The organism is Actinokineospora lacus (assembly GCF_053813445.1).
Genome location: NZ_JBQERA010000001.1, coordinates 621,667 through 642,049, shown reverse-complemented (window position 1 = coordinate 642,049; position 20,383 = coordinate 621,667). Strand labels below are relative to the sequence as shown.

General features: G+C 72.4%; 16 protein-coding genes and 1 pseudogene. 7 read left to right on the top strand and 10 right to left on the bottom strand.

Annotation, left to right across the window (positions count from 1 at the left end):
* The first annotated feature begins 1 nt into the window (after position 1).
* From ACTG9Q_RS03155 to ACTG9Q_RS03145, 3 genes are read left to right on the top strand one after another with little or no spacing between them, the layout of a single operon-like run.
* Positions 2 to 1,327, top strand: coding sequence for an O-antigen ligase family protein (locus tag ACTG9Q_RS03155; RefSeq protein WP_455571029.1), 1,326 nt, complete (start codon positions 2 to 4; stop codon positions 1,325 to 1,327).
* Entirely contained in the window at positions 1,324 to 2,760 is a 1,437-nt protein-coding gene (locus ACTG9Q_RS03150) for an oligosaccharide flippase family protein (protein ID WP_455571028.1), read from the top strand. Before ACTG9Q_RS03155 ends, ACTG9Q_RS03150 begins: the two co-directional genes overlap by 4 nt.
* Positions 2,757 to 3,533 carry a glycosyltransferase family 2 protein gene (locus ACTG9Q_RS03145; protein ID WP_455571027.1) on the top strand — a complete coding sequence of 259 codons (777 nt, stop codon included), beginning with the start codon at positions 2,757 to 2,759 and terminating at the stop codon, positions 3,531 to 3,533. Before ACTG9Q_RS03150 ends, ACTG9Q_RS03145 begins: the two co-directional genes overlap by 4 nt.
* Before the next feature lie 3 nt (positions 3,534 to 3,536).
* Here ACTG9Q_RS03145 and ACTG9Q_RS03140 read toward each other — a convergent pair whose 3' ends face one another.
* Positions 3,537 to 4,067 carry an MOSC domain-containing protein gene (locus ACTG9Q_RS03140; RefSeq protein ID WP_455571026.1) on the bottom strand — a complete coding sequence of 177 codons (531 nt, stop codon included), beginning with the start codon at positions 4,065 to 4,067 and terminating at the stop codon, positions 3,537 to 3,539.
* Between the two features lie 102 nt (positions 4,068 to 4,169).
* Here ACTG9Q_RS03140 and ACTG9Q_RS03135 point away from each other — a divergent pair, with 102 nt between their 5' ends.
* From ACTG9Q_RS03135 to ACTG9Q_RS03120, 4 genes and pseudogenes are all read left to right on the top strand, one after another.
* The gene (locus ACTG9Q_RS03135; RefSeq protein ID WP_455571025.1) at positions 4,170 to 4,655 is read left to right on the top strand and encodes a SigE family RNA polymerase sigma factor; all 486 of its coding nucleotides are present in this window, start codon (positions 4,170 to 4,172) and stop codon (positions 4,653 to 4,655) included.
* A gap of 9 nt (positions 4,656 to 4,664) precedes the next feature.
* Positions 4,665 to 5,549 carry a hypothetical protein gene (locus tag ACTG9Q_RS03130; RefSeq protein WP_455571024.1) on the top strand — a complete coding sequence of 295 codons (885 nt, stop codon included), beginning with the start codon at positions 4,665 to 4,667 and terminating at the stop codon, positions 5,547 to 5,549.
* 80 nt (positions 5,550 to 5,629) lie between these two features.
* Positions 5,630 to 5,800 (top strand): annotated as a pseudogene (locus ACTG9Q_RS03125) (NucA/NucB deoxyribonuclease domain-containing protein); the annotation flags it as partial.
* A gap of 13 nt (positions 5,801 to 5,813) precedes the next feature.
* Entirely contained in the window at positions 5,814 to 6,293 is a 480-nt protein-coding gene (locus ACTG9Q_RS03120; protein WP_455571327.1) for a hypothetical protein, read from the top strand.
* Positions 6,294 to 6,302: 9 nt separating this feature from the next.
* Here the strand turns inward: ACTG9Q_RS03120 and ACTG9Q_RS03115 are convergent, their stop codons facing one another.
* From ACTG9Q_RS03115 to ACTG9Q_RS03075, 9 genes are all read right to left on the bottom strand, one after another.
* Positions 6,303 to 7,346, bottom strand: a complete 1,044-nt coding sequence (locus tag ACTG9Q_RS03115; RefSeq protein WP_455571023.1) for a glycosyltransferase family 2 protein — start codon at positions 7,344 to 7,346, stop codon at positions 6,303 to 6,305.
* Between the two features lie 24 nt (positions 7,347 to 7,370).
* Complete coding sequence (locus ACTG9Q_RS03110; protein ID WP_455571022.1) at positions 7,371 to 11,333, bottom strand: DUF4082 domain-containing protein; 3,963 nt, start codon at positions 11,331 to 11,333, stop codon at positions 7,371 to 7,373.
* A 272-nt stretch (positions 11,334 to 11,605) separates the two neighbouring features.
* Positions 11,606 to 12,709, bottom strand: a complete 1,104-nt coding sequence (locus ACTG9Q_RS03105; RefSeq protein WP_455571021.1) for a DegT/DnrJ/EryC1/StrS family aminotransferase — start codon at positions 12,707 to 12,709, stop codon at positions 11,606 to 11,608.
* Positions 12,706 to 13,353: a NeuD/PglB/VioB family sugar acetyltransferase gene (locus ACTG9Q_RS03100; RefSeq protein WP_455571020.1), complete on the bottom strand. Its 648-nt coding sequence runs from the start codon at positions 13,351 to 13,353 to the stop codon at positions 12,706 to 12,708. Before ACTG9Q_RS03100 ends, ACTG9Q_RS03105 begins: the two co-directional genes overlap by 4 nt.
* Positions 13,350 to 15,170 carry an asparagine synthase (glutamine-hydrolyzing) gene (gene asnB, locus ACTG9Q_RS03095; protein ID WP_455571019.1) on the bottom strand — a complete coding sequence of 607 codons (1,821 nt, stop codon included), beginning with the start codon at positions 15,168 to 15,170 and terminating at the stop codon, positions 13,350 to 13,352. Before asnB ends, ACTG9Q_RS03100 begins: the two co-directional genes overlap by 4 nt.
* 2 nt (positions 15,171 to 15,172) lie before the next feature.
* Positions 15,173 to 17,206, bottom strand: a complete 2,034-nt coding sequence (locus ACTG9Q_RS03090; protein WP_455571018.1) for a glycosyltransferase — start codon at positions 17,204 to 17,206, stop codon at positions 15,173 to 15,175.
* Entirely contained in the window at positions 17,203 to 18,321 is a 1,119-nt protein-coding gene (locus tag ACTG9Q_RS03085; RefSeq protein ID WP_455571017.1) for a DegT/DnrJ/EryC1/StrS family aminotransferase, read from the bottom strand. Before ACTG9Q_RS03085 ends, ACTG9Q_RS03090 begins: the two co-directional genes overlap by 4 nt.
* On the bottom strand, positions 18,321 to 19,316 hold the full coding sequence (locus ACTG9Q_RS03080; protein ID WP_455571016.1) for an SDR family NAD(P)-dependent oxidoreductase: 996 nt from the start codon (positions 19,314 to 19,316) through the stop codon (positions 18,321 to 18,323). The genes ACTG9Q_RS03085 and ACTG9Q_RS03080 overlap by 1 nt, the downstream gene beginning before the upstream one ends.
* A complete protein-coding gene (locus ACTG9Q_RS03075; protein WP_455571015.1) occupies positions 19,313 to 20,374 on the bottom strand; it encodes a Gfo/Idh/MocA family protein in 1,062 nt (353 codons plus the stop codon). The genes ACTG9Q_RS03080 and ACTG9Q_RS03075 overlap by 4 nt, the downstream gene beginning before the upstream one ends.
* Positions 20,375 to 20,383 lie beyond the last annotated feature (9 nt).

The window sequence follows — 20,383 nt, the reverse complement described above, 5'->3', positions numbered from 1 at the left end:
CATGAGCGGCACCCAAGCCCCGGCGAAACCGCGCGCCGACGGCGCCACCCTCGCCTGCGTCTACGCGCTGGTGATGACCTTCATCCCGGCCATGATGGTGCTCAAGGGCGTGCCCATGGCCGTCACCCCCGGCATGGCGGTCGGCTTCGTGATGGGCCTGCTGTGGTTCTGCTCGCAGCTGGTGACGACGCTGGGCGCGGCCAAGGGCCGCAACGCCGCGCGCACGGCGCTGTTCCTCTTCGCCCTGTCCCAGCTGGCCACCTACGGCGTCGCCACCTACGGCTACCTGCCCTCCGACGAGTTGGCGGGCGCCGACCGCACGCTGATCACGCTGATGGCGGTGTTCTCCGTCGGCCTGGCGGTCTGCGACGGGGTCCGCGGGCTCGACCGGCTCGACCGGGTGCTCAAGACGATGGTCGTCGGCGCGACCTTCATGGCCTTCGTCGGCGTGCTCCAGTTCTCCTTCGCCTTCGACCTGACCCAGTACCTGGCCCCGCCGATCCTCAAGTCCCAGGGCGAGATGTCCTTCGTGCTGGAGCGCTCGAACTTCCGCAGGCCCGCGGGCACGGCCGGGCACCCGATCGAGTTCGGCGTGGTGTGCGCGATGGGCGTGCCGCTCGCCCTGCACTACGCCATGCGCGCCCGGGACTTCGGCGGCCCGGACAAGCGCTGGTGGCTGTGCCTGGGCATCCTGGCGATGGCCTCGATGCAGTCGCTGTCGCGCTCGGCGGTGCTGGCCCTGGCCATCGCGGCGATGTTCATCATCCCGGCGATGCCGCCGAAGCGGCGGGTGCGGGCGATGTTCGCGATCGTGCTGTTCCTGGGCGCGATGCGGGTCATGGTCCCCGGCCTCGTCGGCACGCTCCTGAGCCTGTTCACCACCATCGACAAGGACCCCAGCGCGGAGAGCCGCCGCCGGGCCATCGAGCGGGCGGGCTCGGAGATCGCCGAACACCTGATACTCGGCCGCGGCATGGGCACCTACCTGCCGGAGAGGTACGGCTGGCTGGACAACCAGTACCTCGGCACGCTCGTGCAGAACGGCGTGATCGGGGTCCTGGCGCTGATCGGGCTCTACGGCGCGGCCTGGTACTGCGTGTTCCGCGCCCGGCTGATCACCAAGGACCCGCGGATCAAGGACCTCGCGGTCGCCATCGCGGCCAGCGTCGCCGTGCCCGGCATCTCCTCGGCGACCTTCGACCTGCTCGGTTTCGCCGTGGCCACCGGGTTCACCTTCCTCCTCGTCGGCGCCGCGGGGGCGCTCTGGCGGATCGTCCAAGCAGACGCCGCTGGTGCGGCCTTACCCAGAACAGAGGTGGCCAGGTGAGCGCGGACGTCGGCGCGAGAGTCGGCCGGGGCGCGGTGTGGAGCCTGCTCAACACCGTCGTGCTCCGGCTCGGCACGCTGATCGCGGGGATCGCCCTCGCCCGCATCCTGACCCCGGCCGACTACGGCGTGTTCGCCGTGGCGCTGGTGGCGCTGACGCTGTTGCAGGCGTTCAACGAGCTGGGGGTGACGCTGGCGCTGGTGCGCTGGGAGCGCGACGTGCGCGAGTTCGCCCCGACCGCGCTGACCATCGCCGTCGGGTGCAGTTTCGCCCTGTACACGCTGGTGTTCTTCGCCGCGCCGTACTACTGCGAGCTGATGGGCAGCCCGGACGCGGTGACCGTGCTGCGGGTGCTGTGCCTGGCGGTGGTGCTCGACGGCGTCGCCGTGGTGCCCGCGACGATCCTCAACCGGGAGTTCCTGCAGCGCACCAGGTTCTTCTGCGACGGGGCGGCGTTCGTCGTCGTCACCACCCTGACGATCACGCTGGCGGTGGGCGGCGCGGGCCCGATGAGCTTCGCGATCGGCCAGGTGTCGGGCAACATCGTCTCGGTCATCTGCTACCTGGCGCTGTGCCCGGTGCGGGTGCGGCCGGGCTGGGACCCCGCGACGGCGCGCGAGCTGGTGCGGTTCGGGCTCCCGCTCGCGGCGGCGAGCCTGCTCGTGCTGTCGGTGACCAATGTGGACAAGATCGTCATTGGCGCGCACACCGACGCGGTCGCCCTGGGGCTGTACCTGATGGCGTTCAACCAGTCCAGCCTGCCACTGCAGGTGTTCTCCGAGGCGGCGCGGCGGGTGTCGCTGGCCGGGTTCGCGCGCCTGGTCGACGACCGGCCCCGGCTGGAGCAGTCGCTGGCGCGGGGCACCGGGCTGCTGGTGGCCGCGGCGCTGCCGGTGTGCACGCTGCTGGCCTGCTACGCGATGCCCATGCTGCACGTGGTCTACGGCGCGCAGTGGGCGCCCGCCGCGGTGGCGCTGCAGGTGCTGGCCGCGCTGGGGATGGTGCGCATCCTGCTGTTCATCGGCTACGACCTGCTGGTCGCCCTGGACGGCAACCGCTCGCTGGTGTGGCTGCAGGCGCTGTGGCTGGGCACGGTGCTGCCCGCGCTGGTCGTCGGCACGCGGGTCGACGGCATCCGGGGCGCGGCGGTCGCCCAGGTCGCGGTGGCCGTGCTGATCGTGCTGCCCACGTTCGTCTGGGTGATCCGGCGGCGCGGGCTGCGGCTGCGCCCCGCCGTCCTGGCCTGCGCCCGGCCCGCGCTCGGCGCCGTGCTGATCGCCGGGTCGGCGGTGGTGGTGCACCTGGTGTTCGCCGACCCGCTGCCCCGGCTGCTGGTGGGCGGCCTGGTGGCCGCGCTGCTGTACCTGCCCGTGGTGTATCCGATGCGAGCCCTGCTTCCCGGCCGGGCCAAGGTGGAAGGAGCGGCGGCATGAGCGGACTCCCGGCGACCGCCCGGCGCGCCCTGCGCGCGGCGTTCGGGATCTGGCCGATGCACGAGGCCAAGACCAAGCTGGTGCTGGGCAGGCACGCGCCCGCGCTGCGCCGTTTCGAGGACGCCGAGGTGGCCCGCCTGCGGCTCGACCTGCCCACGCCGCTGGTCACCACGGTGATCCCGACGTACAAGCGCCCGGCGACGCTGCCTGCGGCGGTGGAGTCCGCGCTGGCGCAAACGCTTGCGGACCAGCTGGTCGTGGTCGTGGACGACGGCGGCGGCCTGCCCGCCCTGCCCGCCGACCCCCGCGTGGTGGCGGTGAGCCTTTCCCGCAACACCGGCGTGGTCGGCGTGGTCCGCAACGTGGGCATCCGCCTGACCAGCTCGCCGTACCTGGCGTTCCTGGACGACGACAACACCTGGCGCCCCGACCACCTGGAGCACGCCCTGGCGGCCCTGCGCTCCGGCGCCGACCTGACGTACTCCGCCGTCGAGCGCCACCGCGCCGACGGCACCCCGGTGGACGTGCTCAGCGCCCCCTTCGACCGCCACACCCTGGCCGACGGCGACCCGTACGTGGACACCAACGGCCTGGTCCTGCGCCGCGACCCCCAGGTGCTCTACAGCAGGCTCCCCCGCACGAAGGCCACCCTGCCCAAGGAGGACTGGGAGTTCGTCCACCGCGCCTCGCGCACCCGGGTGGTGCGCCACGTCCCCGAGCCGACCGTCCGCTACCTGGTCAACCCCGAGAGCTACTACACGAACTGGGACTGAGCCTCACACCCGTTCCAGCGGCAGGTGCGGCGGGGCGGGCAGCTCGACCTGGATCGGGTCGCCCGGCTCCACCCGCCCGCCGTGGCGGACGACCCCCATGATCCCCGCCTTGCGGACCGGGCGGACGACCTGCTTGAGCAGCCCGCGCTGGAACTTGTCGATCTGGGCGCACGGGTTGCGCAGCCCGGTCACCTCCACGACGGCATCGGCGCCGAGCCGGAGGACGGTGCCCTGGGGCAGCCCGAGTAGGTCGATGCCCCGCGTCGTCACGTTCTCCCCCATCTCCCCCGGCCCGACCTCGAACCCGGCGAGCCCCAGCTCCTCGAACAGCTCCGCGTGCATGAAGTGCACCTGCCGCAGGTTGGGCTGGCTCGGGTCCACGGCCACCCGCGAGCGGTGCTTCACGGTCACCCCGGCGTGCGCGTCACCCTCGACGCCGATCCCGGCGACCAGCGTGATCGCCCCGCTGACCGCCTTGCTGAACCGGTGCTCGCCGTCCCGGCAAACGGCGACGACCGTCGCGACCTCGGACATGGTTCCTCCCCAGGATTCGCCCCCAGTATCCACGCGGGTGCAACCTCCCGAGAGCGTGCGGGCGTGACTATGGCGTAGCTACGCACTGCCCCAGGGGGATGGATGGATCGGGACGGCGAGTTCGCCGCCTACTTCGCGGCGCGGGCGGATGCCATGCGCGGCACGGCTTATCTGCTGTGCGGCGACTGGCATCGGGCCGAGGACCTCGTGCAGTCGGCGTTCGTCAAGCTCTATCGGGTGTGGAACCGGGTGTCGCGACGCGACCGCCTGGACGCCTACACCCGGCAGATCGTGGTGCGTACCTTCCTCGACGAGTCGAGACGGGGGTTCTTCCACCGGGAACGGGTGACCGACCAGCCCGCCGACGGGTCGCTGGCCGCTGAGCGGCCGGAGGACCGGATGGTGCTGCTGGCCGCCCTGGCCCGGGTGCCGCTCCGCCAGCGCACAGCGCTGGTGCTGCGGTTCTGGGAAGACCTGTCGGTGGAGGAGACCGCCACCGCGATGCGGTGCTCCACCGGCACCGTCAAGAGCCAGACGTCCCGCGGCCTGTCCACCCTGCGCGCACTGCTGCCCGCGCACACCCGCTGAGAGGACCGGATGGACGAGCACGAGCTGCGTCACGCCATGAACCAGGCGATGGCCCACACCCCACCCCCCATGGACCCCGCCGAGACCCTGTCCTTGGCCCAAGCGGCCCACCGCCGCCGCCGCAACGCCCTGATGGGCGGCGGAGCGGCCGCGGGCGTCGCCGTCATCGCCGCGGGCGCCATCGCCCTGGCAGGCGCCATGGGCGGTCCCGCCGCCCAGCCCGGGTCCGCGCTGTCCAGCACCGTCCAGGTCACCCCCTCGGCCGCCCCGGTCCCGAGCTCACCGGTGTCAACCCTGCCCGGCTCGGACGTGCCCACCAAGCCGTCCTGGCCCAATGGCCAGACCGACCGCACCGCCAGCCAGGGCCCTCAGCACGCCCGCGGCGCCGAACTGCTGGACCTCATGACCGCCGCCCTCCCCGCGCACCTGCAGTCACCGCCGCTGGAGTGGACCAACCCGGCCGAAAGCCACGGCGAGACCCGCTACCACCAAGCCCAGTACGCCGACACCATCAACGGCGTCGAGGTCTGGGAGTACATGGCGGGAATGCCCGTCGGCGCCAACGGCCGCTACGGCAAACTCCTGATGGAAGTCCACACCGCGGGCAACAACGACCCCGCCAGTCCCTGTGCCCTGGCCAAGAACTTCTGGGGCATGGGCGGCAAGTGCGAAGTCCGGAACGTCAACGGCAAAAAGGTGGGCGTGGTAAGCCAACCCACCGACGACAACCGCTTCGACCAGTGGGCCGCCTACCGCCACGCAGACGGGACAACCGTCTACGCCGCCCAAACCCGCACCTACGAGGGCATCTCCAACCCTCCCCTGCTCAAGCAGCCCCTAACCCTCGACCAACTGGCCGAACTGGTCACCACCGACCGCTTCGCCCTCAGCTGATCCCCCAGAGTGGCGTCTCCTGTAGCCCTACAGGAGACGCCACTCTTCAATTACAGTTTCCGTGATCACCTCGAATTGGCGTGTCACTGGCATGGTCGTCGGGTGTGCCCTCGGTGCTCACCCGCAACTCTGCCAAGCAGGCAGCCAACCGAGCAGCGGCCTGCGGCAAGTTCGTTCCCAAGTACGGCGGCAGTTGTGACGAGTACGCCTTTGCCACTACTGATGAGGGTGGCAGTGGCGCCCGAACCGAAGAAGTCCCCATCCGTGAGCAGCGTTGCCAGGGCGGTGCGGTTACGGCGGGCTACGCCAAGGCCAACCAGCCTGCCGTTCGAGGTCGCCATGCTGGAGCGGAACGAACACCTGGACGACTACGGTCTCGTCCAGCTCAAGGAGCACCACGGGCATGTCCTGGCCATCGAGCCGAACGGGTGGGTCGGCAACGCACCCGAGGTCGCCCGCACACTCTCCAGTCCTGCGGGACGATTCCTGTCGGTGTACTGGAGTCCCAGCTCCCACCAACTCGTCCAGGCCATGGACGGCCAGCTCGTGGCGCGCTTCGACCCCACGTTCATCGGCAGGCCCGCCGGAGCCAATGACCTGTCTCCCGGTTGGGTGGAGCCCGACGACTTCCCCCTTGAGCACCTGCGCTCGGCCAGCCTCGCCGCTGACGAACGGGTGACGGGTTTGACCTTTGATCCAGAGTGGCTAGCGCAACCCCTGCCGACCTACCAAGTTCCGGCTTGAGCCCAAACGTCAGACGCCTTGGCGGGCCCAGCGGGCCTCTCGGTAGAGCTGCCGGACGCGCCTGGCCGGGGCGGTCAGGACCAGGGGGGAGAGGGCTCGGGCGCGGCGGGTGCCGAGGCGTTGGCGGAGGCGGAGGGTGTGCCATTCGGGGAGGGAGGCGATGGCGGGGAAGGCTTCGCGGGCGAATTCGACCAGTTCGGTGATGGGGGCGGTGTCGGCGTGGCCCTTGTCGTAGGAGCGGCCCGCCCTGCGGAGGGCGTCGCGGGCCAGGACGCGGCGGACCTGGGTGTCCAGGGCGGTGCGGTCGGGGAGGATGCCCGACGCGCGGCGGACCGTGCTCTCGAAGGCGGCCAGGCGCTGTCGCAGATCCCCGACCTGGGTCGCGTAGTAGGCCGTGGACATGTTCGCGCCGTGCTTGCGGTAGTACGCCTGGTCGACGCCCGGCAGATAACCGACGTCGGCGTGCAGGGCGAAGCGCATCCACATCTCGATGTCGCCGGAGTGGCGCAGTTCCGGGTCGTAGCCGCCCAGCTTCTGCTGCAGTTCCGTGCGCACGACCACCTCAGGCGAGGTGATGCACCCCTCGCCCAGGGAGAACCGCCGCCGCAGCCAGGTGAATCCGTTGTAGACGGTCCAGCCGCGCGAGGCCGTCCGCGCGACCGGCAGCGGGTCGCTGCCGTCCCAGTGCAGGGGCCTGCCGTAGGCGAACCCGACCTCCGGGTGCGCGTCCAGCAGCGCCGTGGCCCGCCCCAGGGCGCCGGGGGTCAGCGCGTCGTCGGCGGAGAGCAGGACCGAGTAGTCCGCCTTCGCCCACTCCAGCAGGCCCTCGTTGTACGTGGCGATGTGCCCGCGGTTGACCGGGTGCTCCCACACCTGCACCCGGCCGTCCTCGGCCGCCAGCCCGCGCGCGACGTCGGCGCTGCCGTCGCCGGAGGCGTCGTCGATGACCAGCACCCGGACGTCGACGCCCGGCTGGTCGAGAACGCTGCGCACGGCGACCGGCAGGACCGATCCGTACTTGTAGCACGGGATGACCACATCGACACTGGCCACAGGTGCGCCCCCTCCGGACAACGGCTAGCTCGTCTCGAACACTGCGTCGACCCAGTAGTTCGATCCGTTACCGGGTCCGGCGGGGAACACTCCGCCGCCGCCGTACTGGAACACGCCGTTGGACGCCGACGGCGAGGACGCCGGGGCCGTCAGCGGCCCGTTGACCTTGTCGGCGCCGAAGTAGTTCGGCGTGTACCCGAAGCGGCCCGCCGAGCTCCAGTACGACACCAGGTACGTCGTCCCCGCGGTGACCGGCACCGGCTCGTCGAAGGTCATCGTCTGCCAGCCGCTGCCCGACTCCTCGGCGAAGGACCCGGTGGCCAGCACCGTGCCCGTGGGCGACCACAGCGTGCCGGTGTGCTCGCCCGGGTCGCCCGCGGACTTGTAGAAGCGGACGCCGGTGATCGCGCCGTCGGCCGACGGGGTGATCCGCATGCCCAGCTCGACCGGTGAGTCGACCGCGAAGGACGCGGGCGCGTCGGTCGGCCGGAACAGGCTGCACGGGCACGTGCCCGCCCCCGCCGTGGTGAACGACCAGCTGTGCGGGGCCGCCATCGGGTTGCCCATCGGGTCGCCCGCGTTGACCGTCGCGCTCAGCTGGGCCGAGCCCGGCAGCGACGCGGTGGAGACGAACGTCGCGCTGCGGTTGTCCGAGGCCAGGTGCACCGTGCCGGGCACCGGGTCCGGCCCGTCCGCCACGGTGAACTGCAGCGACGCGGGGTTGACCGCCTCGGAGAAGTTGACCGTGATGCCCGCGCCGGTCGACACGCCGGTCGCGCCGTCCACCGGGTCCGTGCTGGTGACCGTCGGCGCGGTCGTGTCGGCGCCATCGGTGTCGACGACGACGTCGACCCAGTAGTTGTTGTGGTTGAACGAGCTCGACGGGAAACCGCCGCCGTAGACGTAGACGCCCTGGCCGCCCGCCGCGGGCGAGGTCGGCGCGGTCAGGATGCCGCGACCGGCGCCCTGGGCGGCGAAGTAGCCCGGGTCGACCGAGTACCGGCCGTTGGGCGCCCGGTAGGAGGCCACGTACGTCTGCCCGGCCGAGATCTGCACCGGCTCGTCGAAGGTCAGCGTCTGCCAGCCCGATTCGGTCTCGTCGGTGAACGTCCCGTGCGCGACGCGCTGGCCCGCGGAGGTCCACACCGAGCCGGTGTGCGTGCCGGTGTTGTTGAACGCCTTGTAGAACCGCACGCCGGTCACCGTCGCGTTGGCCGCCACGGTGAACTTCACGCCCAGCTCGACGTCGCCGCCGTCCAGGGCGTCCAGCGTCGCCGGGGTGCGCTGGCCGAACAGGTTGCACGGGCAGGGCCCGAGGTTCGTGCCCGTGGTGAAGTTCCACGACTTCGGCGCCGCGAGCGGGTTGCCGAAGCCGTCGGTGGCGTTGAGCGTCACCGAGTGCGCGGTGTTGCCGGGCAGCAGGTCGTTCGGGGTGAAGGTCACCACGGGGCCGTCGGTGCTGACCGTGCCCGCGATCGGGTTGCCGCCCGCCTGCACGATGAACTGCACGCTGCCGGGGTCGACGTCCTCGTTGAACGTCGCGGAGATGGTGGAGTCGATGTACGCGCCGGTCGCGTTGCTGCCCGGGGCGGTCGAGTTGATCAGCGGCTGGACGTTGTCGGCGGTGTCGGTGGTGACGATGACGTCGACCCAGTAGTTGCCGCCGTTGAACGAGCTGTCCGGGAAGCCTGCCCCGTAGCGGTACACGCCGTTGCCGCCCGCCACCGAGCCCGAACGCGGCGCGGTCAGCGGCACGATGCCCGCGCCCTTGTCGTTGAAGAACGCCGCGTTGACGGAGTACCGGCCCGCGGGCGCGTGGTAGGAGACGACGTACGGCGTGCCGGAGCGGATCTGGACGGGCTGGGCGAAGTTGAGCGTCTGCCAGCCCGATGCCGTCTCGTTGATGAAGGTGCCGGTGGCCAGCCGCTGCCCGCCGGGGGACCACAGCGAGCCGGTGTGCTGGCCGGTGTTCGCCGCGGCCTTGTAGAAGCGCATCCCGGTCACCGTCGCGTTCACCGAGGTGGTGAACTTCGTACCCACCTCGATGGAGGCGTTGTCGCCGCTGTCGACCGTGGCGGGCGCGGCGTTGCCGAAGATCGAGCACGGGCACTGCTGCGCGCCGATGGTGACGGTGATGGTGACCGTGTTGCCGATGGAGGCGCCGTCGTCGGAGGCCCGGACCTTGATCGTGGCCTGCCCGAGCGCCGAGGGCGTCCACGGGAAGCTCCAGCTGTCCAGGCCGGTGGCGCGCTTGTAGGTCGCGCCGCCGTCGATGGACACCTCGACCCCGCCGACCTTGCCGCCGCCGACGTCGGCCGCGGTGCCCGAGATGGTCACCGGGGTGCCCGCGGGGATGGTCTGGCCGTTGGCCAGCCCGGTGACGGTGACGGTGGGGCCGGTGAGGTCTGCGCCCTTGGTGGCCGAGACCAGGCCCGCCATCAGCGTGCGCGGCTGCGCGCCCATGTCGGCGAGCATGTTGACGGTGGCCTGCTGCATCGCCGGGCTCGTCGGCGCCGTCGGCGGCGCGCCGTAGGGGAAGGTGTGGTCGGCGTCGAGGCCCCACGCCCACTGCACGGTCGCGGCGTTGAACACCAGCGCCTTGCTCTCCGGGTCGCGGTACAGCGTGATGTTGTGCTGGGCGGGACCCGCGCCGTAGAGGTGGCCGTGGTCGAGCAGCAGCATCCCGTCGTCGACGTTGACGGTGGTGTCCGAGAGCCGGATCGAGCCCGCCGGGCGGAAGCCGTTGTCCGGGTCGGTGTCCCACTCGTAGCCCAGCGTGCCCGCCGGGAAGGTCGTCGTGCCGGTCGCGGTGGCCACCGAGGTGTTGCGCCACAGGCGGTTGCGGCCGAAGGAGGCGGGGACCTGCAGGGCGTCGGCGCGGTAGCCGTTGACCATGAACAGGGCGCCGATCAGCGCGTTCTCCGGCCTGCCGCCGTCGCTGGGCGGGGAGGAGCGCGGGTCGCGCCAGGTGCCCGTCCACTCCGGGTGCGGGTCGATCTTCACCCCGCCGGGGGACTTGGTCTCCTTGTAGCAGACCAGCGTGCGCAGCGGGGTGCTCGGCCCGGCGATGGAGCCCTCGAAGCGGGTCTTCCAGAACATCGTGTTGCCGGTGGCGAAGAACAGGCTGGTCCCGGCGTCGCGGGCGGCCTCGATGCCCGCGCGCTGCACGGCGTTGGCGTACTCGTCGTGGCCGCTGGAGACGTAGACCTTGTGGTTCTTCAGCAGGTTCGGGTTCCTGGTGACGTCCACACCGGACAGGTACGTGACGTCGTAGCCGTTGCGCTCCAGGAAGCGCACCAACGGGTACTCGGCGTTGAGGAAGTTCGACGTGCCCGCGTTGCGGTACGGGCGGTTGTAGCTGACCTTGTACGCGCGCCCGTCCGGGGAGCCGGGGAAGCCACCCTCGTACATGTTGAACTCGTTGATCCCCGGCCGGTCGCCGTACTTGTTGTACGCCTGCCAGGTCTGGTCCGAGGTCTGCACGACGATGTCGGAGGTGGAGGAGTCGTTGCGCACGACGAACGGGAACTGGCTGGCGCCCGCCTCGTCGTTGCGGATGAAGTTGGCGACGTAGAAGCCGGGCACCGCCGTCGACGGCACGAACCAGCTCGCCGAGACGCCCCAGTTGCCGCAGTCGACCATGCCGGAGGTGTTGTCGTAACCGCACTGCGGCTGGGTCTGCGGCAGCGGCACCGCGGGGCTCAGCGTGGCCTGGCGCCGTCCGCCGTTGCCCTGGTAGTAGCCGAGCCGGATGATGTCGACGACGTAGTTCGCGCTCGGCGTCTTGATCTTGAAGTCCAGCCGCTCGCCGGGCTGGACGCTGGTGGCGGTCGCGAAGCCCTCGATGCTGCCGTAGGGCGACTCGACGAACCAGTTGTCCTTCGGGGTGCCCGGCTTGGAGTTCTCGCACACGATGGCGTTCGTGGGAGCGTCACAGGGACCCGCGGAGGCGGGCGTGGTGATCAGCAGCGGTAGTCCGACCGCCACGAGCAAACCCGACAGGACGATTCTGGTCGTCCGCGCCCGACCGTTCGCACGGTCCATTCGAGCCTCCACGGCTAGTCACCCTGTGTAGTGAGATGCGGACAGCATCGCCCAGAGCGCCGAGCACCTCGACTACACATCGCTGCCAGGCGCCATCCCGTTACCCCTGTTGGGGGAAGGGAATGTGCTCCCAATTACCGGGAGGTCCCGGCACTCGTCACCGCGGTGACAGCTCGTGAGGACCGCTTACTCGAACAGTCCTCTCTCGACAGCCGTCACACCCGCACCGCCTCGGCCAGCTCGGCCACCACCCGCTCCTGCTGACCGACGGTGATCTCCGGGAACAGCGGCAGGGACAGGATCTGCGAGGCCAGCAGCTCGCTGGCCGGGAACGCGCCGACCCCCAGCCCGAGCCCGGCGAACGCGCCGGTGAGGTGCAGCGGCGTCGGGTAGTGGATGCCCGCGCCGATCCCGGCCGCGTGCAGCTTGCCCAGGACCGTGTCCCGGTCGGCGACCCGCACCACGTAGAGGTGCCACACCGGGACGTTCCCCGGAGCGACAGCCGGAGTGGTGACACCGAACACATCGGACAGTAGCGCGGTGTAGCGGTCGGCGGCCTCGCGGCGGGCGGCGTTCCAGCCGTCGAGCCTGCGCAGCTTCGCCGAGAGCACCACGGCCTGCAGCGTGTCGAGCCTGCTGTTGAACCCGAGCACCGGGTGCTCGTACTTGCGCGGCGAGCCGTGCGCGCCCAGCAGCCGCACCCGCTCGGCGAGGTCGGCGCGGGCGGTGGTGACCGCGCCCGCGTCGCCGTAGGCGCCGAGGTTCTTGCCGGGGTAGAAGCTGGTGGCCGCGATGTCGCCGAGCGAGCCGCACACCTGCCCGAACCGGGTCGCGCCCTGCGACTGCGCGGCGTCCTCGACGATGGCCACGCCGTCCGGGAGCAGCTCGCGCAGCCGCTCGACCGGCGCGGCCTGGCCGTAGAGGTCGACCGGCAGCACGGCGCGCGTGCGGGCGGTCACCGCGGCGGCGGCGGCCTCGGGGTCGATCAGCGCGGTGTCGGGGTCGCAGTCGACCAGGACCGGGGTCGCGCCGGTGCGGGCGACGGCCTCGGCGGTGGCGATGAAGGTGTTGGCGGGCAGCACGCACTCGGCGCCGGGCCCGACGTCCAGCGCGCGCAGGGCCAGCTCCAGCGCGTCGGTGCCGTTGCCGACGCCGACGCAGTGCGGGACCCCGGCGTAGCGGGCGTACTCGGCCTCGAACTCGGTGACCTGCGGGCCCCCGACGAAGGCGGTGCGGGCCAGGACCTGCGCCCAGCCCGCGGCGACCTCCTCGGCCACGGCGGCGTGCTGGGCCGCCAGGTCCACCAACGGGATGGTCATGTCTTCTCCTCGCGAATGAGGGGTCGGGCCGGGACGCCCGCCCAGGTCTGGCCGCCGGGGACGTCGCCGAGCACGACCGCCCCCATCCCGACGACCGCTTCAGGTCCGATGTGGACGCCCTGGCGGATCAGGGCGCCCGCGCCGATGTAGGCCGATTCGCCGACGGTCACCGCGCCCGCCAGGGTGGCGCGACCGGCGAGGGTCACGTGGTCGGCGACGGCGTCGTCGTGGGTCAGCAGCACGTGCGGCATGGCCACCACGTGCGCGCCCACCCGCTGCGGCGCGGTGATCACGGCCCCGGCCAGCAGGACGGTGCCCGCGCCGAGCTCGACCCCGGCGGCCACAGAGGCGGCCGGGTGCACCAGCGTGGCGTAGCGCCGCTCCGGCAGGCCGAGCCGGGCGACCACCTTCGCCCGCGCGGCGGGCCGGGCCGGATTGGCCACGCACACCAGCACCAGGGCGTCGGTGTGCTCGTGGACGAGGTCGGGCCCGCCGAGCACCGACAGGCCGTCCACAATGGAACCGTGCAGCTCCGGGGCGTCGTCCAGCATCCCCAGCGGCATGAAGGTGCCGCACGCGCGGGCCGCGGCGAGGACCTCCCGCGCCAGCCCGCCCGCGCCGACCAGCAGCAGCGGACGGGTCACCGGGTCAGCTCCCGGTGCCAGACCTCCAGCGACAGCAGGGTCCAGAGCCGGGGCTGCTCGTTGCGGTCCCCGGAGTTGTGCGCGTCCAGCAGGCCCCGCACCGCGTCCGCGTCGAGCGTGTCGGCGACGAAGGACGACGGCCCGGTCAGCAGGTCGGCGGCCATCTCCCGCAGCCCGCCGCGGAACCACGCGTCCAGCGGCACCTTGAACCCGGCCTTGGGCCGGTCCACGACCTCGTCGGGCAGGTGCCTGCGGGCGACCTCCTTGACGACCCACTTGGTCACCCCGCCGCGCACCTTCACCGACGAGGGCAGCGAGAAGGCCAGCTCCACGAGCCGGTGGTCCAGGAACGGCGGGCGCAGCTCCAGCGACGCCGCCATCGACATCCGGTCGCCGCGCTCCAGCAGGTTGTCGGCCAGCCAGGCGTGCGAGTCGGCGTAGAGCATCCGGCGCAGCGCGTCGCCGCGCCCGCGGGTGTACGCCTCGGGCACCGCGCGCGCGGACGGCCCGCCCAGCAGCGACGCCCGCTCGCCGGTGGTGAACGGCGCGAACCAGCCGCGCATCCGCTCGGCCGCCGTCGGCTCGGCCAGCGCCCGCAGCGCCACCCCGAGCCGGGCCTTCGACGCGGGCAGCGCCCGCTCCAGCCGGGACAGCACCGCCCCGCGCCCCGGCGCCAGCCCGGCGAAGCGGGTCAGCCCGGCGAACTTGTACTTGGGGTAGCCCCCGAAGAGCTCGTCGCTGCCCTCCCCGGAGAGCACGACCTTGACCTCGCGGCGGGCCAGCTCGGCCAGCCGGAAGACGGCGACGTCGGCGGGCTCGGACAGCGGCGCGTCACGGTGCCAGCTCAGCTTGGCCCACGAGTCGCGGAAGTCCTCGGCGGTGACGGTGACCTCGTGGTGCTCGCTGCCCACCAGGCCGGCCACCCGCCGCGCCCACCGGGTCTCGTCCACCCGCTCGTCGCCGAACCCGGCGCTGAAGGTGTGCAGGCCCGCGCCGTCGCGGGCCTCGGCGACCAGCGCGGCGATCAGGCTGGAGTCGATGCCGCCGGAGAGGTACGCCCCGACCGGCACGTCGGCGACCAGCGCGTCGGCGATGGAGGCGTCCAGCGCCTCGCCGACCAGCCGCACCGCCTCCTCCGGGCGCACGTGCCGCGCCCCGGACTCCGGCAGCCGCCAGTACGCCCGCAGCCGGACCTGCCCGTCGCGGCCCAGCGTCAGCCGGTGGCCCTGCGGCACCTTCCGCACCCCCTTGACCAGGGTGTGCGGCGCGGGCACCGAGCGGTGGGCGAGGTAGTCGTGCAGGCTCTCCCGGTCCACCTCGGGCCTGCCGATGACCGGGAACAGCGCCTTGATCTCCGAGGCGAAGGCGAAGACCTTGTCGTCGAGGTAGTAGTACAGCGGCAGGATGCCGAGGCGGTCGCGCACCAGGTGCAGTTCCTCGGACCGCGCGTCGAAAACCGCGTAGGCGAACTGCCCGCGCAGCTTGGTCACTCCTTCGACACCGTCGCGCAGGTACACCGCGAGCAGCGTCTCGGTGTCGCCGCCGGTGCGGAACGGGTAGTCCAGGGAGGACCGCAGCTCGCGGTAGTTCAGGATCTCCCCGTTGAACGCCAGGTGCACGTCCTGGTCGGACATCGGCTGCTTGGACGCGCCCAGGTCGATGATCGACAGCCGGGTGTGCGCGAACCCGACCGGGCCGCGCGCCCAGGTGCCCGAGTCGTCGGGGCCGCGGTGGTGCAGGACCTTGGCCATCTCGGCGAGCAGCCCCTGGTCGGCGGGCGCGCCGTCGAGCCGCCGGTATCCGGCGATGCCGCACATCGCTATCGCTGCCTCTCGGCCAGGTCCATCAGCTGACGGGCGCGCGAGTCCCAGGACGCGGACAGCACCGAGGCGCGGCGGCCGTCCGGGGTGGACAGCCCGCCGGTCCTCAGCGCGTCCCGCACGGCCGCGACGAACGCGTCGTGGCCCTTGACCACGGCGATCCGGTCGGCGTAGTGGCGCACTTCGGGGAAGTCGGTGCTCACCGTGGCCAGCCCGAGCGCCAGGTACTCCTTGAGCTTGATCGGGTTGGCGTGGGTGATCCAGTCGTTGTCCAGCCACGGCATGATCGCCACGTCGAAGCCCGTGCCGTAGCCGGGGATCTCGGCGTAGGGCTTGAAGCCGAGCCAGTGCAGGTTCGGGTACTTCTCGAAGCGCTCCATGGAGATCGAGGTGTCCCCGACGAGCACGAGCGAGGCTTCCGGGATCTCCGCGGCCAGGCGCTCCAGCAGGTCGAAGTCGACCAGGTAGTCGTCGAGGCCGCCGAAGAACCCGATCCGCGGCCCGGGGATCGCGGCGAGGTCGGCGGGCAGCTCGGCGCGGCGCTGGAAGTGCCTGAGGTCCACGCCGTGGTCCAGGAAGTGCGCGCGCTGCCCGACGGCGTCCTCGGCCTGCAGCGAGCGGCTGACGTAGAGCACGTGGTCGGCGCCGTCGAGGAGCTTGTGCTCCAGCGCGGCGATCGTGCCCTGGTCGGCCTCGGGGAAGGCGGAGTGGCGGTCCGAGCGGTTGTACAGCAGCGCCCGGCGCTTCATCGGCTCCACGACGTCCCACGCGGTGGGGATGGTCGCCACGATCACCGGGTTGCGGATGCCCAGGGCCAGCGACACCGCGCGCACCTGCGCGCGCACCAGCACGGCGTTGATCCTGCGCAGCGCCGGGGAGCCGTAGAAGGGCAGCGGCAGCGGGGTCATGACGTGGTAGCCGGGCACGTCCGGCAGCGGGCGGCGCACCAGCTTGGCGATGCTGGCGGCCTTGCGCGTGATCCGGCGCAGCACCTGGGTGCTCTTGGCAGGCGTCGGCATCCGCAGGCCGATGCTGTTGACCAGCAGCACCTTGCGGTGCTCGGCGACGCGGGTGAGCAGCTGGAAGTCCGAGTGCGCCTGGTTGTGGTACCACCAGTCCTGCGCGGAGAAGCAGATGTAGGACGGCCCCTCGCCGTCCAGCGGCGCGGGCCAGCGGCGCATCGACAGCAGCGCGCGCACGGCCTGGCGGTGCCTGGCCGAGCCGGGGGCACGCACGGCGCTGTCGGCCAGCGCGGCCAGCCACATGCCCATCGCGGCGAGGTGGCCGAAGCGCTCGCGGTGCAGGCGGACCTTGTTGGTGACCACCAGCGACCACAGCGCGGGCGAGGTCGTCGACTCCCCGCCGAGGTGCACGGCGTGCGCCGCGGGCTCATACCGGGTGGGGAACCCGGCCCGACCCGCGCGCAGCATGAAGTCGGTCTCCTCGGAGTAGAGCAGGAACCGCTCCTCCAGCGGGCCGACGGCCTCCAGGCACTCCCGGGAGACGAGCCAGGCGGCCCCTGTGGCCCAGTCGTGCGTGCCCGCGCGCTCGTAGGCCCTGGGGTGGGTGATCGTCTCTCCCAGGAGCCGCCAGCGGCCCGCACGGGTGCCTCCCAGCACGGCCTCGCCGAGCGTGCGCGCGACGGTGGGCGCGCGGCGCAGCGAGTGCTGCACGCGGCCCTCGGCGTCGGTCAGCTTCGGCACGGCGATGCCCGGGTTCGTGCTCTGCAGGAGCGCGACGGAGCCCGGCGCGAGGCGGACGTCGGCGTTGAGCACCAGCACGTCGCAGCCCTGCGCGTGCGCGATGCCCGCGTTGACGCCCGCGCCGAAGCCGTCGTTGCCGGGGCGGTGCACGATCTTGGCCGCCGGGTCGGCCGCGGCGGCCAGCTCGGTGGTGGCGTCGGAGGAGGCGTTGTCGACCACGATGACCCGCCCGTCGACCCCGTCGAGGGCGGCGGGCAGCGCGGCCAGGCACTCGGTGATGACCTCGGCGCTGTTGTAGGTGACGACGACGACGGCGACCGGGCGGCTCACCCGCCCACCGCCTCGGCCAGCGCGGCGACGACCAGCTCCTGGTCGGCGTCGGTCAGCTCGTGGTGCAGCGGCAGGATCACCGAGCGCAGCGCGATCCGCTCGGTGTGCGGCAGCTGCGGGTGCGGGTGGGTCTCGTAGGCGGGCTCCAGGTGCGCGGCCATGATCCCGCGCCGCGCGGAGACCCCGGCCGCGGCCAGGCTCGCCAGCACGGCGGCCAGGCCGGGCGCGGAGTCGGGCAGCGCGACCCAGAAGGACTGGAAGTTCGTGGTGCCGTGCGGCGGGTCGGCGATCGCGCGCAGCCCCAGCGGGGCCAGCAGGGCGTGGTAGCGGGCGGCCAACTCGCGGCGCTGCTTGACGATGCCGTCGAGGCGGTCGAGCTGGACCAGGCCCATCGCGGCCTGCACGTCGGTCATCCGGTAGTTGAACGCCGTCTCCACATAAGACTCGACCACCGCGCCGCCGGAGGCGTGCCGGTCGGCGGCGGAGACGCTCATCCCGTGCTCGCGCAGCCTGCGCAGCCGGGTGGCCCACTCGGGGTCATCGGTGGTCACCATCCCGCCCTCGCCGGTGGTGATCAGCTTGCGGGGGTGGAACGACCACGCCGCCAGCAGCGCGCCCGCCCCGACCGGGCGCCCGCGCAGCGTCGACCCGGCCGCGCACGCCGCGTCCTCCACCACCGGGATCGACCCGGCGGCCGCGCGGATCGCGGGCACGTCGGCGGGCACGCCCGCCTGGTGCACCACCATGACGGCCTTGGTGCGCTCGGTGAGCGCGGCGGCGACCGTCGCGGCGGTCAGGTTGCCGGTCACCGGGTCGACGTCGGCGAAGACCGGGTTGGCCCCGCAGTAGCGCACGGCGTTGGCCGTGGCGATGAACGACAGCGACGGCACGACGACGTCGTCACCGGGCTTGATGCCCAGCAGGTGCAGGCACAGGTGCAGCCCCGCGGTGCAGCTGGAGACCGCCACCCCGTGCGCGGCGCCGACCCGCTCGGCGAACGCCTTCTCGAAGGCGGCCACCCGCGGCCCCTGCGCCACCCACCCGGAGCGCACGGCCTCGGCGACCGCCTGGGCCTCGGCCTCGCCGAGCATCGGCTTCATGACGGGAATGGCCATCAGACGGCGTCCGTTCCCGCCGCGCGCTTCTCCGCCTGCCACCACGCCACCAGGTCGCGCAGCCCGTCGGCCATCTTGATCTCCGGGCGCCAGCCGAGGTCGCGGTCGGCGGCGGAGATGTCGGCCAGCCTGCGGGTGACGCCGTTGACCTTGCGCTCCGGGCCGTGCTCGGGCGCCATGTCGCGGTCCATCGCGGCCAGCAGCGCCTTGGCCAGGCCCAGCAGGCTGGTCTCCTGCGCGGCGGCGATGTTGTAGACCGCGTCGGTGACGTCGGCCCTGGCGGCGAGCAGGTTGGCGCGGGCGATGTCGTGGACGTGCACGAAGTCCATCGTCTGCGCGCCGTCGCCGAAGATCAGCGGGGCCTCGCCGTCGGCGATGCGCTCCATCCAGCGGATCAGCACCTCGGTGTAGAGGCCGTGGACGTCCATGCGCGGGCCGTAGACGTTGAAGTAGCGCAGGGCCACGTAGTCCAGCCCGGTCATGGCGTGGAAGCTGCGCAGCATCCCCTCGTTGAACGCCTTGGCCGCGCCGTAGAACGTGTCGTTGTTGTACGGGTGGTGCCGCTCGGTGGTCGGGAACTCCTCCGCCAGCCCGTACACCGAGGCCGACGAGGAGGCGATCACCTTCTTCACGCCGTGCTCGGCCGCGGCCTCGATGACGGTGAAGGTGCCGTCGACCAGGCACTCCAGCGCCAGGCGCGGCTCCTCGGCGCACTGGGTGATCCGGATGGCGGCCAGGTGGAACACCAGGTCCGTGCCCCGGGTCAGCTCGCCGACGAGCGCGCGGTCGTTGATGTCGCCCTCGACCACGCGCAGCCGGTCCCCGGCCTTGGCCGCGGCGTCGGCGAGGTTGGCGCGGCGCCCGCGCACGAAGTTGTCCAGCACGACGACCTCGGCCGCGCCCGCCTCGATCAGCCGGTCGACCACGGCCGACCCGATCGTGCCCGCGCCACCGGTCACCAGCGCCCGCTGGCCCGTGATCGGCTGCCCGCTCATGCCGACACCCCCGCGGCCAGCTCGCTCAGCACCGGCATGAACGCCCCGCCCTGCGACAGGCTCGCCGAGGCGGCCTCCAGGATCGCGAGCACCTTGAGCCCGGAGCGCCCGTCGGTCAGCGGCGGCCTGCTCTCGGCGATCGAGGACTGGAACTCGGCCATCACCGCGCGCAGCGCCTCCTTCTCCGGCAGCGCGGGGGCGACCATGTCGCCGGTGCGGTAGGAGACCAGCGTCTGCGCCTTGGCCTCCGCGCCGATGTCCTCGGCGGCGACCCGGTCCACGCCCCGGTCGTAGACCGCCAGGCGCTGGCTGGGGTTGAGGTCGTCCCAGACGACGGTCTTGGCCGACCCACCGATGATCATGGTGCGGATCTTGGTGGGGGAGAGCCAGTTGACGTGCACGTGCGCCATGACCCCGCCGGAGAGCTCCAGGGTCAGGTGCGCCACGCAGGCCCGGCCCGCGCCGATCGGGTCCGACCCGTGCGCGGCCACCGCGACCGGCGTCACGCCCTCGGGCAGGATCGACAGGAAGATCGACAGGTCGTGCGGGGCCAGGTCCCACAGCACGTCGACGTCGGGCTGCACCAGCCCCAGGTTGATGCGCACCGAGTCCAGGTACTGGATCTGGCCGAGCCCGCCGCCGCGGATCAGCCCGCGCAGGTGCTCGACGGCCGGGGTGTAGCAGTAGGTGTGGTCGAGCATCAGGGTCAGGCCGCGGCGCTCCGCGGCCTGGACCAGCTCGCGGCCCTCGGTGTAGGTGGCCGCCAGCGGCTTCTCCACCAGCACGTGCTTGCCCGCCTCCAGCGCGGCCATGGCGACCGGCAGATGGGTCTTGGCGGGCGTGGCGATGGCCACCGCGTGCACGGCCGGGTCGGCCAGCACCTCCTCGAGCGAGTCGGACACCTTGACCGTCGAGTAGCCCCCGAGGACCCGGCGCGCGCGCTCGGCGTCGAGGTCGCACAGGTACTCCAGGCGCAGTCCGGGCGTGGCCTGGGCGTTGCGGACCAGGTTCGGTCCCCAGTACCCGGCGCCGATGACGGCGAGGCCGATGGTTCCCACGGTGAAATC